Source organism: Pseudofulvibacter geojedonensis, from assembly GCF_042675745.1.
In the GTDB taxonomy this organism is placed as follows: Bacteria; Bacteroidota; Bacteroidia; order Flavobacteriales; family Flavobacteriaceae; genus Pseudofulvibacter; species Pseudofulvibacter geojedonensis.
This window is the reverse complement of sequence record NZ_JBHTJM010000002.1, coordinates 72431-87660: the sequence shown is the minus strand read 5'-3', so window position 1 is coordinate 87660 and position 15230 is coordinate 72431. Positions and strand designations below refer to the sequence as shown.

General features: G+C 28.8%; 14 protein-coding genes. All 14 read left to right on the top strand.

The features are described from left to right. Positions 1-2 precede the first annotated feature (2 nt). Positions 3-695 carry an acylneuraminate cytidylyltransferase family protein gene (locus ACFQ1O_RS01165; RefSeq protein WP_377712448.1) on the top strand — a complete coding sequence of 231 codons (693 nt, stop codon included), beginning with the start codon at positions 3-5 and terminating at the stop codon, positions 693-695. Then, a complete protein-coding gene (locus ACFQ1O_RS01160) occupies positions 696-1634 on the top strand; it encodes an NAD(P)-dependent oxidoreductase (RefSeq protein WP_377712446.1) in 939 nt (312 codons plus the stop codon). Continuing rightward, a complete protein-coding gene (locus ACFQ1O_RS01155; RefSeq protein WP_377712444.1) occupies positions 1634-3031 on the top strand; it encodes a hypothetical protein in 1398 nt (465 codons plus the stop codon). Before ACFQ1O_RS01160 ends, ACFQ1O_RS01155 begins: the two co-directional genes overlap by 1 nt. 273 nt (positions 3032-3304) lie before the next feature. After that, positions 3305-4465 carry an MBOAT family O-acyltransferase gene (locus ACFQ1O_RS01150; RefSeq protein ID WP_377712442.1) on the top strand — a complete coding sequence of 387 codons (1161 nt, stop codon included), beginning with the start codon at positions 3305-3307 and terminating at the stop codon, positions 4463-4465. Continuing rightward, positions 4465-5352 (top strand): hypothetical protein, encoded by an 888-nt coding sequence (locus ACFQ1O_RS01145; protein ID WP_377712440.1) that lies wholly within the window; start codon positions 4465-4467, stop codon positions 5350-5352. The genes ACFQ1O_RS01150 and ACFQ1O_RS01145 overlap by 1 nt, the downstream gene beginning before the upstream one ends. Then, positions 5349-6422: a glycosyltransferase family 4 protein gene (locus tag ACFQ1O_RS01140; RefSeq protein ID WP_377712438.1), complete on the top strand. Its 1074-nt coding sequence runs from the start codon at positions 5349-5351 to the stop codon at positions 6420-6422. The genes ACFQ1O_RS01145 and ACFQ1O_RS01140 overlap by 4 nt, the downstream gene beginning before the upstream one ends. Then, positions 6413-7558, top strand: coding sequence for a glycosyltransferase family 4 protein (locus tag ACFQ1O_RS01135; RefSeq protein WP_377712436.1), 1146 nt, complete (start codon positions 6413-6415; stop codon positions 7556-7558). The genes ACFQ1O_RS01140 and ACFQ1O_RS01135 overlap by 10 nt, the downstream gene beginning before the upstream one ends. Beyond that, complete coding sequence (locus ACFQ1O_RS01130) at positions 7552-9123, top strand: glycosyltransferase family 2 protein (protein WP_377712434.1); 1572 nt, start codon at positions 7552-7554, stop codon at positions 9121-9123. The genes ACFQ1O_RS01135 and ACFQ1O_RS01130 overlap by 7 nt, the downstream gene beginning before the upstream one ends. Further along, complete coding sequence (locus ACFQ1O_RS01125; RefSeq protein ID WP_377712432.1) at positions 9113-10108, top strand: glycosyltransferase family 2 protein; 996 nt, start codon at positions 9113-9115, stop codon at positions 10106-10108. Before ACFQ1O_RS01130 ends, ACFQ1O_RS01125 begins: the two co-directional genes overlap by 11 nt. 3 nt (positions 10109-10111) lie before the next feature. Next, positions 10112-10663, top strand: coding sequence for a serine O-acetyltransferase (locus ACFQ1O_RS01120; RefSeq protein ID WP_377712430.1), 552 nt, complete (start codon positions 10112-10114; stop codon positions 10661-10663). Next, the gene (locus ACFQ1O_RS01115; protein WP_377712428.1) at positions 10663-11775 is read left to right on the top strand and encodes a glycosyltransferase family 4 protein; all 1113 of its coding nucleotides are present in this window, start codon (positions 10663-10665) and stop codon (positions 11773-11775) included. The genes ACFQ1O_RS01120 and ACFQ1O_RS01115 overlap by 1 nt, the downstream gene beginning before the upstream one ends. Further along, entirely contained in the window at positions 11772-12845 is a 1074-nt protein-coding gene (locus ACFQ1O_RS01110; RefSeq protein ID WP_377712426.1) for a glycosyltransferase family 4 protein, read from the top strand. The genes ACFQ1O_RS01115 and ACFQ1O_RS01110 overlap by 4 nt, the downstream gene beginning before the upstream one ends. Beyond that, the gene (locus tag ACFQ1O_RS01105) at positions 12826-14190 is read left to right on the top strand and encodes an O-antigen ligase family protein (RefSeq protein WP_377712424.1); all 1365 of its coding nucleotides are present in this window, start codon (positions 12826-12828) and stop codon (positions 14188-14190) included. The genes ACFQ1O_RS01110 and ACFQ1O_RS01105 overlap by 20 nt, the downstream gene beginning before the upstream one ends. Further along, positions 14187-15191 (top strand): glycosyltransferase family 4 protein, encoded by a 1005-nt coding sequence (locus ACFQ1O_RS01100; RefSeq protein WP_377712422.1) that lies wholly within the window; start codon positions 14187-14189, stop codon positions 15189-15191. The genes ACFQ1O_RS01105 and ACFQ1O_RS01100 overlap by 4 nt, the downstream gene beginning before the upstream one ends. Positions 15192-15230: the final 39 nt, after the last annotated feature.

The following is a 15230-nucleotide window of genomic DNA, read 5'->3' as shown; positions in this document are numbered from 1 at the left end:
CAATGAAAACCTTAGCTATTATACCTGCTAGAGGGGGATCTAAAGGTGTAAAAAATAAAAACATAAGAAATGTTGCTGGTAAACCTTTACTATTTTATGCGGTAGATGCAGCTAAAGAGAGTAAACTATTAACAGATTATTTAGTTGCTACAGACAGTGATGATATTATTGAAGTTACAAAAAAGTATACCCAAAATATCTTTAAAAGGTCTGCTGTTACAGCTCAAGATAATAGCCCAATAGAACAAGTTATTGAAGAAGTTTTAAAAACGACAACAACTCAATATGATATAATAATTCTTTTACAACCAACAGCACCTATAAGAACAGGTGAAGATATAGACAAAGTAATAACAATGTTTATAGAAGATAATAATCTTGATAATGTTGTATCGGTTATTGAGCTAGAAGATATTCATCCAGCAAGAATGTATAATTTGGGTGCTCGTTTAGAAATGACTCCTTTAGAAAAGAGTAAAGAAAGAGCTAGAAGGCAAGATTTATCACCAGTTTATTTAAGAAATGGTTGTATTTATGCAATAAAAACAGAAGCCTTTAAGCAAACTAAAAAGTTAATGACAGATAATAAAAAAGCTTATGTAATGCCAGAGTCTTTATGGGCAAATGTAGATACAGAAAGAGATTTATTGCTTGTTGAAGTTTTGATTAAGGAATGGAAATTAGGAAAATTATAAATGGAAAGATATATTACTCATATCTCTGGAATTGATGAAATTTCTAGTGCAACTTATGCAAAATTGCATGCAGTGTCTGATATTAAGTACATTAGTATTTCTAACCATTTAGAATTAAAAAAAGCTTTAAATGAGTGTGATATTTTTTGGTTTAGACTAAACCATCAACTTACAAGAGATATTTTAAAAGATGTTAATTGTAAGTACATTATTTGTGCAGCTACAGGTTTAGACCACATAGATATTAATGCATGTAAAGAGTTTGGAATACAAGTTATAAGTTTAAAAGGAGAGTCAGAATTTTTAAAAGAAGTAAGAGCTACTGCAGAGCATACTATAGGATTGTTATTAACACTTATTAGAAAATCAAAAAATGCCTATAAACATACTGAACAAGGGAACTGGAACAGGTATTTGTTTCAAGGTTCAGAATTGTATAAAAAAAGTATAGGTATTTTAGGCTTAGGAAGACTAGGAAAAATAGTAGCTGAATATGCCTCTGTTTTTGGTATGGAAGTTTATTATTTTGATACAACAGAACAAAATGTACCTTATCATAATTGTAAAACAATAGAAGAGCTATTTGAAAAGGTAGATGTTCTTTCTATTCATTTGCCTTATAATGAGGAGAATCATTTTATAGTTAATAAATCTCGTTTAAACTTAATGAAACCTAATGCTTATATAGTAAATACAGCTAGAGGAGGTTTAGTAAATGAAAATGATCTAATTGAAAAACTAAATGATAATAGTTTAGCAGGTTATGCAACCGATGTTTTATATGGAGAACCTAACATTAGTGAGCATCCGTTAATAGAGTACGCTAAAAACAATAATAATGTAATTATTACACCTCATATAGGTGGTAATACTTATGAGTCTATAGAAAAGACAGAAAGTTTTGTTGTAGATAAAATACTTGATATAATTAAAAAATAATGAAGAGATTAGGAGTTGTTATAGCTGATGGAGTAGGTTATAGAAATTTTATTTTAAGTGATTTTTTAAAAGAAGCATCTGCATTAAATGATGAAGTAGTTATATACTCAGGCTTATTAAAGTCTGTTTACCACCATCAAGATATACCCAATAATGTTACTATAAAAGAATTAAAAATATATAGAGAAACTTCTTTTACTTGGTTATACCGTAAGCTAAAGGAAGTAGCTCATATGCAGCTGCACAAGAAGCATTTTGGTATAAAATGTAGTTTAGAAAATGGTTACCCAAAGAAACTAAAATCAAAGAGAGATTATTTAACCTTATTAGTTTATTGGTTAACTACAGTTTTTAAAAGTGAATCTTGGATAAAAAGATATGAAAACTGGCAGTATAAAACATATACAAGTAATAATACGTATAGAGAATACCTATCTGTTATTAAAGAAAATATACCGTCACATATTTTTTTCTCTCACCAACGCCCAGCTAATTTAGCTCCTTTTTTGGCTGCAGCTAAGGCTTGTAATATTCCATCTAGTTCATTTATTTTTAGTTGGGATAATTTAGCATCTAAAGGTAGAATGTTAGGTGATTTTGATAGTTATTTTGTGTGGAGTGATTTAATGAAAAAAGAATTATTGCATTTTTACCCTTCTGTTAAATCAGAAAAAGTAACAATTGTAGGAACTCCTCAATTCGAACCATATGTTTTAGAAGCATATAAGAAGAATAAAGAATATTATCATGAGTACTTTAATTTAGATAAAGATAAAAAGACCATATATTACAGTTGTGGAGATAAGTCTACCAGTAGATTAGATCCTTTATATATAAAAACAATAGCCGAAGCTATTAAAAATAACAAAATCAAAGAAGAAGTAAACTTAATAGTCAGAACATCGCCAGCTGAAGATGAAACCAGGTTTTTAGATTTAATTGATGAATACCCATTTATTAAGTGGAATTTTCCAGATTGGCCTTTAACAAGAACAGATCATCCAGAAACATGGTCGCAAAGAGTACCATCTTTTAAAGATTTATGTGATTTAAGAGCTTTATTAGCTTATTCAGACATAAATATTAACATGTGCTCAACAATGAGTTTAGATTTTATTTTATTTGATAAGCCAGTTATTAATGCCGTTTTCGGAAATAAAGAAAATGGTTTATACAACGATCAAAAATATTTAAAATATGTTCATTATAGTCATGTTATAGATACAAAGGGAGTAGTTGTAGCTAAAAATGAAGATGACTTAATAACAGCTATAAATTTAGAGTTAGCTTCTCCAGAGAAAAATAAAGTTAATAGAGATAAAATATTAGCTTTAGAAATCGGCAAGCCACTAAAAGGAACTAGTAAAAGAATTGTAGAGGCTCTTAATCAAATTTAAATGCTATTTAACTCTTTAGTTTTTTTATGCTTTTTGCCAATTGTATTTTTTTGTTTTTGGGCACTAAATAATAAAAAGTTACAATATCAAAACGCTCTCCTCCTTATTGCTAGTTATGTTTTTTATGGTTGGTGGGATTGGCGTTTTTTATTTTTAATACTATTTAGTACAATAGTAGATTACCTTATAGGTTTAGCTATAAGTAAATCTATAAATCTTAAAAAAAGAAAACTATTATTATATACGAGTCTCTTTGTAAATTTAGGACTTTTATTGTTTTTTAAATATTTCAATTTTTTTATTGATAGCTGGGTTAATGCTTGGGCAACTTTTGGAGTTCAGATGCATAAGACTTCTTTAAATATTATTTTGCCTGTAGGAATATCATTTTACACTTTTCAGACATTAAGTTATACTATCGATATTTATAGAGGAAAGTTAAAACCGAGTAAAAATTTTATAGCTTTTGCAACTTTTGTTGCTTTTTTTCCTCAATTAGTAGCTGGTCCAATAGAAAGAGCTACAAACTTATTACCTCAGTTTTATAAAAAGAAAAAGTTTAATTTATCTCAGGCTATAGATGGTATTCATTTAATGTTATGGGGGCTATTTAAAAAAATAGTAATAGCAGATAGTTGTGCAACTTATGTTAATGCCATTTTTAACACTTATGAGAGTGCAAGTAGTTTAACACTTTTGCTTGGAGCATTTTACTTCGCATTTCAAATTTATGGTGATTTTAGTGGTTATTCTGATATTGCTATAGGTGTAGCAAAGCTTTTTAACTTTGATTTAATGACCAATTTTAAAAAGCCTTATTTTTCTAGAGATATAGCAGAGTTTTGGAGACGTTGGCATATATCTTTATCAACGTGGTTTAGAGATTATCTCTATATTCCTTTAGGCGGAAGTAGAGGAAGTAAGCTTAATCAGTTTAGAAATGTTGCTATTATATTTTTGGTTAGTGGTTTTTGGCATGGTGCCAATTGGACCTTTGTAGTTTGGGGAGCTTTGCACGCATTATTTTTTATGCCACTATTGTTTTTAAATAAAAACAGGAAAAATGTTGGTCCTATTGCTTCAGGAAAGCTGATGCCATCATTCAAAGAGGGCATTAATATGATGACAACCTTTTTAATAGTTTGTTTGGCGTGGATTTTTTTTAGAGCAGATAATATTGCTATGGCTTATAATTATTGTAAGAATATGTTCATTAAGATGAGTTTCGATATTCCATATTTGAGTATGGATAGATATTCTATAGAAATGTTACCTTTGATCTTTGTTTTATTACTATTTGAATGGTTTCACAGAGAGAAAGAACATCCATTTACAGGTAATTATAAAACGATTAAAATACTTTTTATAATTGTTTTAATGTTGGTTTTTGGAGTATATTCTAACCATCAAGATTTCATTTATTTTCAGTTTTAATGAGAAAGTTTTGCATTTATTTACTTAAGTTATTAATTGTAATTATAGCATGTTTATACATATTAGATTACTCATATTCTTATGTATATAAAAATAGAAATCCAAGAACCAAGATTAGCTATTTGTTGTCTCAAAAAAATAAGGAAATAGATTATTTATTTATAGGTTCTAGTAGGGTTGACAACGGGATAGATCCAGAAATTATCACTTCAGAAACAGGTCATTCAGCATTAAATTTAGGAATTCAAGGAGGTAGTGTTGAAGATTACCTATTAATGCTAAAACTGGTAGAGTTTTGTAAAATTAAAACTAAGAAAATTTTTGTTCAAATTGACTTTTCATATAATTCGAACAACTACTCAGATATTATCAATAGTATGTTAATACCATATATAGATGATCCTTTTGTATATAGCGAGTTAAAAAGAAGACAGCCTAATGCTTGGTTTTTAAGGTATATACCTTTTTATAAGTATATGGTATTTGATTATAAAATTGGTTTTAGAGAGTTTTTTAGTACTTTGATTAATAAAAAAACTAGAACTTCAATGGAGTCTGGTTATTACCCCCTTTATCGTAATTTAAAAAGAGAGGGAGGTTTACCTAAAACAATTATTTCAAAAAATGTAGCTTTTGAGTCTATTAAGGGCTTAGTGAAAAAGAATAAATGGAATGTGGTATACTACACAGCACCTATATGTATTGAGGCTACCAATAAAAATTATCTAACTAAGTTAGAAGAGAAAATACCTAAATTGGTTAATTTGGCATCTGTTTTTAATAACAAGCCAGAATATTTTCATGATTGTACTCATTTGGTAGACGCAGGAGCAAAAGCATTTACAAAAATAATGGTAGATAAATTTATAGAGAATACCGATAAATGAAGAAAAGGATAGCAATAGTATGTAATTATACACTTCAACCTGATAGGTTAGGAGGGATGGATCGTTTTTATAAAATGTATGATGAAGTATTAAAGAAGAAGGAATATGAAGTAGAATGGTTTTTTACTAAAGCAGAAAAGTATAACTTTTATAAAGACTTAACTATCTATCATGCTAATGGGGCAAGTGTAGAAATGTATTTTTTAGATCATATAAAAAATAATAAAGTTAAATACGATACAGTTGTTTCACACTTTACAGAATTATGTACTCCTTTTTACAAGAAGTTAAAACAAGTTATTAATCCGTATATCATATGTGTAGATCATAACCCTAGACCATTAAATGGTTTTCCTCTAAAAAAGCGTTTAAAGAAAAGGTTATCAGGGTTTTTATACAGTAAATATATAGATGCTTTTATTGGAGTTTCTCAATATACTGTTAATCATATTATAAATGATTTTGGAGCACATTTAAAATCAAAAACAAAAGTGGTTTATAACGGTATAGATACTAATGTTTTTAATAAAAGAATAACCGAAAATAAAAATACCTTTATTGTAGCTTCTCATTTGCGTGAGTCTAAAGGAATTCAAGATTTATTAAAAGCACTTAGTCTTTTACCAAATAAAATATTAAAAGAAGTAGAAATAGATATTTATGGAGAAGGTCCTTATGAGGATGACTTAAAGAAAATGTCTAATGATTTTTCATTAAATAACACTGTCTTTTTTAAAGGTAGTTCACCTAATTTAAATGAATTGTTTTGCAAGTATAGATACATGTTGCAACCTACTTATATGGAATGTTTTAGTTTATCGATATTAGAAAGTTTATCGGCTAACATTCCTGTAATAACAACAACAGTTGGAGGAAATTTAGAGGTAATTAAAGATGGTGTAAATGGATATATTCATAACCCAGGCGATGTAAATAAACTGTCAGTTATTATAAAAGATATAGTAGAAGAAAAGAAAGCTATAAATATCGATACTTCAGATATAATAAAAGAGCAATTTTATTTAGAAAAAATGGTTGATGACCATGTAAATCTTTTGCCATGCATGTAGGATTTATTACTTCAGAATATCCTCATGAACTATTTAAAAAAGGTATTGGGGGTATAGGAACATTTACTAAGAATTTAGCTAACCAATTGCATAAAGGCAATTATAAAGTAACTGTTTTTGTTCATAGTCATACAGAGAGTAAAGTTTTTGAAGATAACGGTATTAAAGTTCATTTTATAAAGCAGAAAAAACTAAAGGGGTTTACTTGGTGGGTTAATAGAAAGTACATTCAGCAATATATATCTTCAGTAGTTAAAAAAGATAATATATCTATTCTAGAAGCTCCAGAGTGGACAGGTATAACAGCTTTTATGAAATTTTCCATTCCGCTTGTGATACGCTTACACGGTTCAGATACTTATTTTTGTCATTTAGATAAAAGAAAAGTAAAGTTCAAGAATAAGTTATTTGAAAAAAAGGCTTTAAAAGGAGCTACTAAAATTGTAGGAGTAAGTCATTTTGTAGCAGAAAAGACTAAAGAATTATTTAAACTAAGCATACTAGTAGAAACGATTCATAATACCATAAACCCAAATCAATTTGTTCCAGATCATTCAAAAATAGAAAGAAAAACATTGTTGTATTTTGGTGCTTTAATACGAAAAAAAGGGGTATTAGAATTGGCTTCTATTTTCAACAAGGTTATAGAAGAAGATAAAGAAGTTACAATTACCTTGTTAGGAAGAGATACTATAGATGTATTTACTCAAGTTTCTACTTTAGAAATGTTTAAAAATCAATTAACAGCAGAAGCGTTAAAAAGGTTTATATACATACCTAGCGTGCCTTACGAAGAAGTAGATAGTTATATCAAAAAAGCGAACATAGTGCTATTGCCAAGTTTTGCAGAAGCTTTTCCTATGACTTGGTTAGAAGCAATGGTTTTAGAAAAGCAATTAGTGACATCTAATATAGGATGGGCTAACGAATTGATGATAAACGGAGAAACGGGTTATTGTGTTAATCCAATCGATCATCAACTATATGCAGATAAAATTTTAGATTTGTTATCTAACCCGACAAAAGCAAAGCAGATGGGAGAGAAAGCCAGACAAGTTATTAAAGATAAATTTAATAGTGAAACTAGCTATCAAGAGAACGTATTATTATACAAAAAAGTAATAGCTGAATGTTAGTTGTCTTTCATCAAAATAATATAGTTGTAAAAGTTTATGATGCTGAAAATAAAACTTCAATAAGTTTTAATAAAGAATTATCAATACAAGAAAATTTGCTGCTTTTAGCAAAGCAATATTCAAACAAACTACTTATTTGGGCTAACCTAAAACATGAAACTAATATAGCTTATGATAAGATAAAAGATATATTTCATCATAATTTAATTATGGCTTCTTATTCTAATCAGAAAGATTTTGCTATTAACGCTAGAATAGGATATGTAGAGCAATCTGTTTTTATAAATGTTAATAAAGAAAAAACCTATCCTACTTGGTTAATGTCATCAGAAGTTGGAGGTGTTTATTCTAAAGTTCTTTTAAAATATGAATACTTATTAACTTATAATTTTAGTTTTAATTATTTTATAAACTATATATCTAAACGAGCTATGCCTAATGGACTACTATGTACCTATGAGCCTCGCTTATTAATTCATAAACAAGATATTAATGCTGAGACTGAGAGTTCAATAGATAAAGCATTTTTTATATTTTTAAAAAGTAATTATAAATATGTATGGCAATATTTATTTTTATTGAATGGATTAATTTTTGAAAGAAAATTATTTCTTATTCCATTTGTTCAAGCTCTTTTTTCAAAAAAGATTCCTTTGGTTAAAAATGATTTTAGTACTATCAGAATTCAATCTAACAAAGATGAGGTTTTAACTAAAGATTTTACTTTAGACGTTATTATTCCTACTTTAGGAAGGAAAGGTCCTCTATTAGATGTATTAAAAGATCTAGCACAACAAACCCTTTTACCTAAAAGTGTTATAATAATAGAGCAAAATCCAGAAAAAGGTTCAGAAACAGAATTAGATTATTTAACCAATAATAGTTGGCCATTTCAAATTAAACATAAGTTCATACACCGAACAGGAGCTTGTAATGCTAGAAATTTAGCTTTAAACGAAGTAACTAGTAATTGGGTGTTTTTTGCTGATGATGATATTCGTTTTAATGAAGATTTACTAAGTAGTTCAATGCGTAAAATTAATAAGTACGGAGTAAAAGCTTTAGTAATAAATTGTTTGCAAAAGGGAGAAAATATAAAGGATTCTTTTGTTAAACAAAGCGCTCATTTTGGTTCAGGTACAAGTATCGTTAAATCTGAAGTTATAAAAGATTTAAATTTTAAATCTGAACATGAGTTTGGTTATGGTGAAGATGCAGATTTTGGTATGCAAATTCGAAAAAAGGGAGTAGATATTTTATTTGCCCCAATGATAAGTATGTTACACTTAAAAGCCCCAATAGGAGGTTTTAGAGTAAAAAATGTTAATAGTTGGGATTTAGACGAGGTGCAACCAAAGCCATCACCTACAGTAATGGCTTTTAATATAAAGCATCAAACTGAATATCAACTTAGAGGTTATAGGGTAATGTTGTTTTTAAAGTATTTTAAAAAGCAACAAATAAAAAATCCTTTTAAGTATATTAGAGTAATGAATTTAAGATGGGATAAAAGTATCTTACTGGCCAAATCTTTAATTCAGAAAAGTAAGGTTGATGAAGTTTAGTTTAATTGTTTGTACTTATATGCGTCCAAAAGCTCTAATAACACTATTAGAGTCTGTAAAAGCCCAAAGTTTGTATCCTAACGAGATATTAATTATTGACGGATCTATTAACGATGATACTAAAAAAGCATTAGAGCTTAATGTATTTAATGAACTAAAGTATTTTAAAGTATTGCCAAAAGATAGGGGTTTAACCAAACAACGAAATTTTGGAATAGCTAAAGTAGATGAACATTCAGAAATAATTTGCTTTTTAGATGACGATACAATTTTAGAGACTAACTATTTTAAAAATATTATAAGTACATATAACGATAAGCCTGATGCTTTAGCAGTAGGAGGCTATATTACTAATGAAGTTAGTTGGAAGCAAGCTTCAAATGAAGTATTGAATAATGAGTTTTATTATGATGGTTGGGTTAGAAAAGACTCGAGTAGATTTTTATTAAGAAAAAAACTTGGGCTTATTGACAAAACGAATCCTGGATTTATGCCAACTTTTTCAAATGGAAGGCCTATAAGTTTTTTGCCTCCTAGTAACAAAATATATCAGGTAGAACAGTTTATGGGGGGAGTTTCTTCATTTAGAAAACAGATTTTTGAAGAAATGAAATTTTCTACATATTTTGAAGGATATGGCTTGTATGAAGATGCCGATTTTAGTTTACGGTTAGCAAAAAAAGGGAAGTTATATGTAAATACTTCGGCAAGATTGGAGCATCATCATGATGAATCTGGAAGACCAAACCAATTTAAATACGGAAAAATGGTATTAAGAAATGGTTGGTATGTTTGGAGAGTAAAATATATTAATCCATCTTTAACAGCTCGTTTTAAGTGGAATGCTATAGCACTATTATTAACTTTGCTAAGGTTTACCAATGTAATTACTACAAATAAGAAAAAAGAAGCTTTTACAGAGGCATTAGGAAGAGTTTATGGGTGGTTTAGTTTATTATTTAACAAGCCATCTGTTTTAAGATAATTTATGAAGAAGTTTAAATTAGATATTGAAAAATACAAGAAGTATAGTGGTAATAAGCCTTCTTTAATATTAATAATAACAACACAAGGTTTATGGGCCTTATTTGTTTACAGGATATCTAATGGTATTTATAAAAGCAAAATACCCTCATTAATAAAAAAGATATTGTTGTTAATGGCTGTCTGTTTTCAAAAGTTTATTGAAATAATTACAGGTATATCTTTGCCTTATGCAGCAACAATTGGTACTCGTTTTTATATAGCTCATCACGGACATATTATTATTCATCCTAAAGCAATAATAGGAGACAATTGTAATATTGCACAAGGAGTTACCGTTGGTGTAAGCGGTAGGGGAGATAAGAGAGGTGTGCCAGTAATAGGAAATAATGTTTTTATAGCAGCAAATGCTGTTATCGCTGGTAAAATAACTGTTGCAAATAATAGTGTAATAGGAGCTAATTCTTTAGTAGTTACAGATGTTAAAGAAGGCACTACTGTTGTAGGTGTTCCAGCTGTAGCTATTAACAATAATAATTCTGAAGCATATATATAATGAAGTTTTTAGTAGTTACTTTGGCTCCAACTCTAAAAAATGAAGGTAAATACTCTTCTTATGCTCCTTATGTGTATGAAATGAATTTATGGTCTAAACATATTAATGAGTTAGGTGTCGTTTCTCCTGTAAAATATGATAAAGAATTATTACTCTCTAATTTTGATAAAGAACCTACGATATTTTCAACTCCATCTTTATTTTTTAATTCTTTAAAAGGAGTTGCTACAAGTTTAGTAAATCTACCTTTAATTATTTATAAGATATATGTTGGGATGAAATGGGCAGACCATATTCATTTAAGATGTCCAGCTAATATTAGTTTATTAGCTTGTATAGTTCAAATATTATTTCCTAACAAACCTAAAACAGCTAAATATGCTGGAAATTGGGATCCTAATGCGAAACAGCCCTTAAGTTATAAAATTCAAAGATGGATTTTATCAAACACTTTTTTAACTAAAAACATTAAAGTATTGATCTATGGTGAATGGCCTAAACAAAGTAAAAACATTAAACCATTTTTTACCGCAACTTATTTGGCTTCAGAAATAAGTCCATTAAAAATTAAATCATTTGATGGAAAAATTAATTTTATTTTTGTTGGAGGATTAACCCCAGGTAAGCAGCCATTAGTAAGTGTTAAAGTTATTCAACAATTATTTAAAAGAGGTTATGATGTAGTTTTAAATATATATGGGGATGGTGCAGAGAAAGGAAAAATAGTAAATTACATTCAAGAAAATGATTTAGATGAGATTATAAAACTTCATGGTAATGTAAATAAAGAAGTTATTAAGGAGGCTTTTCAACAATCACATTTTTTAGTATTTATTTCTAAGTCAGAAGGTTGGCCAAAAGTGGTTGCAGAAGCAATGTGCTCTGGTTGTTTGCCTATAAGTACTCCAGTATCTTGTGTACCATATATGTTAGGTGAAGGTGAGAGAGGAAGTATTGTTTCGTCTAACGTAAATGAAATAGAACAAGAGGTGATAGCTTATTTAAGTAACCATATGCTATATAAAAAGAAATTACAACAAGCTTATAAATGGTCAAGTCAATTTACATTAGATAAGTTTGAAACAGAAATTAAGAAATTGCTAGTAGAATGAGAGTACTTCAGTTAATAGACTCACTAGAACCAGGAGGAGCAGAAAGACTAGCTGTAACCTTAGCAAACGGCTTGCAAAGTAAGGTTGCCTTTTCGGCAATATGTGCTACTAGAAAAGAAGGTCCATTTAAAAATAATATAAAAAAAGAGGTTCCTTATTTACTTTTAAGAAAGAAAAGTGCATTCGATTTTGCTTCATATTTTAGACTTCGCAAGTTTATTAAGCAACATAGAATAAGTATAATTCATGCACATTCATCCTCTTTCTTTACAGCTTTTGTGATGAGGTTATTTGGACTAAGAGTCAAGATAATATGGCATGATCATTTTGGAAATAGTGAGTTTTTACACAATAGAAAGCATGGGGCTTTAAAAATTGCTTCACTTTTTTTTTATAATACTATTGTGGTTAATCACAATTTAAAAGTTTGGGTTGAGCAAAAACTTTTCGTTAAAGAAGCTATTCTTTTAAATAATTTTATACCTAGCGATACAGAAGAAATAAAAACTACGAAGCTTCAGGGAGAAAAAGGTAAGAGAATTGTATGTTTAGCAAATTTAAGACCACAGAAAGATCATTTATTACTTTTAAATGCATTTAAAACTGTTTTAGAGAGTTATCCAGATTGGACACTACATCTTTTAGGTAAAGATTTTGAAGATGAGTATTCACAAGACATAAACAATATTGTCAAAGATTTAAAAGATAAAGCTTTTGTGTATGGAAGTGTACCAGACGTAATTAATACTATTTCTCAGGCAGAGATAGGGGTTTTATCTTCAAAATCAGAAGGTTTACCTATAAGTTTATTAGAATATGGTAAGAGCAAATTAGCTGTAATATCAACAGATGTTGGCGATTGTAAAAAAGTAATTATTGATCATAAAACAGGACTTTTAGTTCCAAAAGAAGATGAAAAAAAATTATCTGACTCTTTGTTAAGGTTGATAAAAGATAGTAATTTGAGGAATGATATAGGCAACGAACTTCACAGACATGTTATAGCCAATTTCAGTGAGCAAGCTGTTTTAGACAAAGTAATAAATATTTATGCTAAAAAGACTATTTAAAAATAAAAGAGAGCTTTTTTTGATATTATTGCACCTAGCTATTGGTTTTTCAGTTTTCGTGCTGCCATTTTTATCTAAGTTACTTAGTTTAATAGTTTTATTTGGGAGTTTTTTTGTTGTTTTAGTAGCGAGAAATAAAACTTTTGCAGTTTTATTGTGTTGTGCTTATGTAGCCACTAGCGATGTGTTTTTTAGAATGACGGGGGGCTTGTTTTTTTATGAGCTTCATAAGTATTTATTAATAGCACTACCTTTATTGGCTATAGTGTATGATTTTGCTTCTGTTAAAGGATATGTTTATTTAGTTTATATTTTATTGCTACTTTCTACAATAGTAATTACTGAATATAATTTAAATGATGAGGTAAGAAAAATGATAGCATTCAACTTAAGCGGTCCAGTTTCTTTAGGTTTTTTTGCTTTCTTTTGCTACAAGAAAAAAGTTACTATGAAGCAACTGTCAAAGGTGTTTCTTTATAGTGCATTGCCAGTTGTTTCTATAGCGGTTTATTTATTTTTATACAACCCTAGTGTTAAAGAAGTAGTAACAGGTACGGCTTCTAATTTTGCTACTTCAGGAGGTTTTGGTCCAAATCAAGTAGCAACAATATTAGGAGCAGGTATATTTGTATTTATAACAAGACTGATAATAAATAAAATGAGTAAAATTCAGATGTTAATTGAATTTTCAATTTTATGTGTTATTGTGTTTAGAGGCCTGGTTACTTTCTCAAGAGGAGGAATATTAGTGGCCTTAATAGCATCTATTGTATTTTGTGCAATGGTATTTTTAAAAGGGAACTCTAAGTATGTTTTAAAAGTAGTTAGAATGTTTGCGTTTTTTGTTATATCAGGGGTTGTACTTTGGTTGTATACAGTTAGTAGAACTTCTGGCTTAATAGAAAATAGGTATACCAATAAAAATGCATTAGGACAAGAGAAAAAAGATGTAACAACAGGAAGGAAACAATTAATATTAGTAGAGTTTCAAGCTTTCTTTGAGAATCCTGTTTTTGGAATAGGAGTAGGAAAAAATAAAGAATATAGACAAGAAAGGACAGGTATTGTAGCAGCTTCTCATAATGAATTTAGTAGAATTTTAGCCGAGCATGGTACATTTGGTTTAGTAGCCTTTTTAATATTGTTATTAACCCCTTTAATATTGCGATTAGAAAATAGAAATAATATATACTTCTATTCATGTTTAATAATTTGGTTATTAACAATAAACCACTCTGCTATGCGTATTGCATTTCCCTCATTTATTTACGGTTTGGCGGTATTAGACGTTCATTTTGAAAAAAAGAGACCTATAGAAGCAAAAAAGAAAGCGTTACAATCATGATACTGTATATTGGAAATAATGTCAAATCAAGTAACGTTACGGTAATGGCTCAGTTAAGTCAATTATTGAGAAAAGAAGGTTATACTGTAACTGTAAGTTCATCAAAAGAGAATCAATTTTTACGTTTATTTGAGATGCTTTTTTCGGTGTTAAAATGGAGTAAACAAGTTGATTATGTTTTAATTGATACCTATAGTACTAAAAATTTTTATTATGCATTTTTAGTGAGTCAATTATGCAGAGTTTTAAAGTTAAAATATATACCTATCTTACATGGTGGTAAGCTGCCAACTAGACTAAAATCATCACCAGGTTTAGCAAAGATGATTTTTAATCATTCTTATATTAATATTGCACCATCTTACTATCTAAAAGAAGCTTTTGAGAAAGAAAATTTCTCTGTTAAATTTATACCCAATAATATAGAAGTTTGTAAGTATGAATTAAAGAAAAGAATGTTGTTTAAACCCAACTTGCTTTTTGTTAGATCATTTAGCAAGATATATAACCCACAATTGGCCATACAGGTTTTACAAGAATTAAAAAAAGATTATCCAACTGCTAGTTTATGCATGGTTGGGCCTGAAAAAGATGGAACTTTACAAGAGTGTAAAGAGCTTGTTAATAAATTAGATTTAGAAGATTCGGTTGTATTTACAGGAAAACTATCAAAACAGGCTTGGCACCATTTGGCTAGTGAATATGATATATTTATCAACCCTACAGATTTTGATAACACACCAATAAGCGTTATAGAAGCAATGGCTTTAGGATTACCAGTAGTTTCAACTAATGTAGGAGGAATGTCGTATTTAATTAAAAATGATATAGATGGTCTTTTAGTAGAGGCCAATAATGTTTTACATATGACAAATGCAGTTAAATCGCTTATAGAAACCCCTAGTAAAGCAATAAAAATTGTTGAGCAGGCAAGAGTAAAGGTAGAAGGTTTTGATTGGAAAGAGGTAAAAAAGGAGTGGTTATCTGTTTTAGCTAGTTAAAAAGCATAAATAATCGACTATTGACTAGTTTAAACAGTA

Coding starts and splice junctions, on each gene's coding strand:
- ACFQ1O_RS01160 (WP_377712446.1), top strand. CDS start 696: ATGGAAAGATATATTACTCATATCTCTGGAATTGATGAAATTTCTAGT.
- ACFQ1O_RS01105 (WP_377712424.1), top strand. CDS start 12,826: ATGCTAAAAAGACTATTTAAAAATAAAAGAGAGCTTTTTTTGATATTA.
- ACFQ1O_RS01120 (WP_377712430.1), top strand. CDS start 10,112: ATGAAGAAGTTTAAATTAGATATTGAAAAATACAAGAAGTATAGTGGT.
- ACFQ1O_RS01155 (WP_377712444.1), top strand. CDS start 1,634: ATGAAGAGATTAGGAGTTGTTATAGCTGATGGAGTAGGTTATAGAAAT.
- ACFQ1O_RS01115 (WP_377712428.1), top strand. CDS start 10,663: ATGAAGTTTTTAGTAGTTACTTTGGCTCCAACTCTAAAAAATGAAGGT.
- ACFQ1O_RS01135 (WP_377712436.1), top strand. CDS start 6,413: ATGCATGTAGGATTTATTACTTCAGAATATCCTCATGAACTATTTAAA.
- ACFQ1O_RS01145 (WP_377712440.1), top strand. CDS start 4,465: ATGAGAAAGTTTTGCATTTATTTACTTAAGTTATTAATTGTAATTATA.
- ACFQ1O_RS01125 (WP_377712432.1), top strand. CDS start 9,113: ATGAAGTTTAGTTTAATTGTTTGTACTTATATGCGTCCAAAAGCTCTA.
- ACFQ1O_RS01130 (WP_377712434.1), top strand. CDS start 7,552: ATGTTAGTTGTCTTTCATCAAAATAATATAGTTGTAAAAGTTTATGAT.
- ACFQ1O_RS01100 (WP_377712422.1), top strand. CDS start 14,187: ATGATACTGTATATTGGAAATAATGTCAAATCAAGTAACGTTACGGTA.
- ACFQ1O_RS01140 (WP_377712438.1), top strand. CDS start 5,349: ATGAAGAAAAGGATAGCAATAGTATGTAATTATACACTTCAACCTGAT.
- ACFQ1O_RS01110 (WP_377712426.1), top strand. CDS start 11,772: ATGAGAGTACTTCAGTTAATAGACTCACTAGAACCAGGAGGAGCAGAA.
- ACFQ1O_RS01165 (WP_377712448.1), top strand. CDS start 3: ATGAAAACCTTAGCTATTATACCTGCTAGAGGGGGATCTAAAGGTGTA.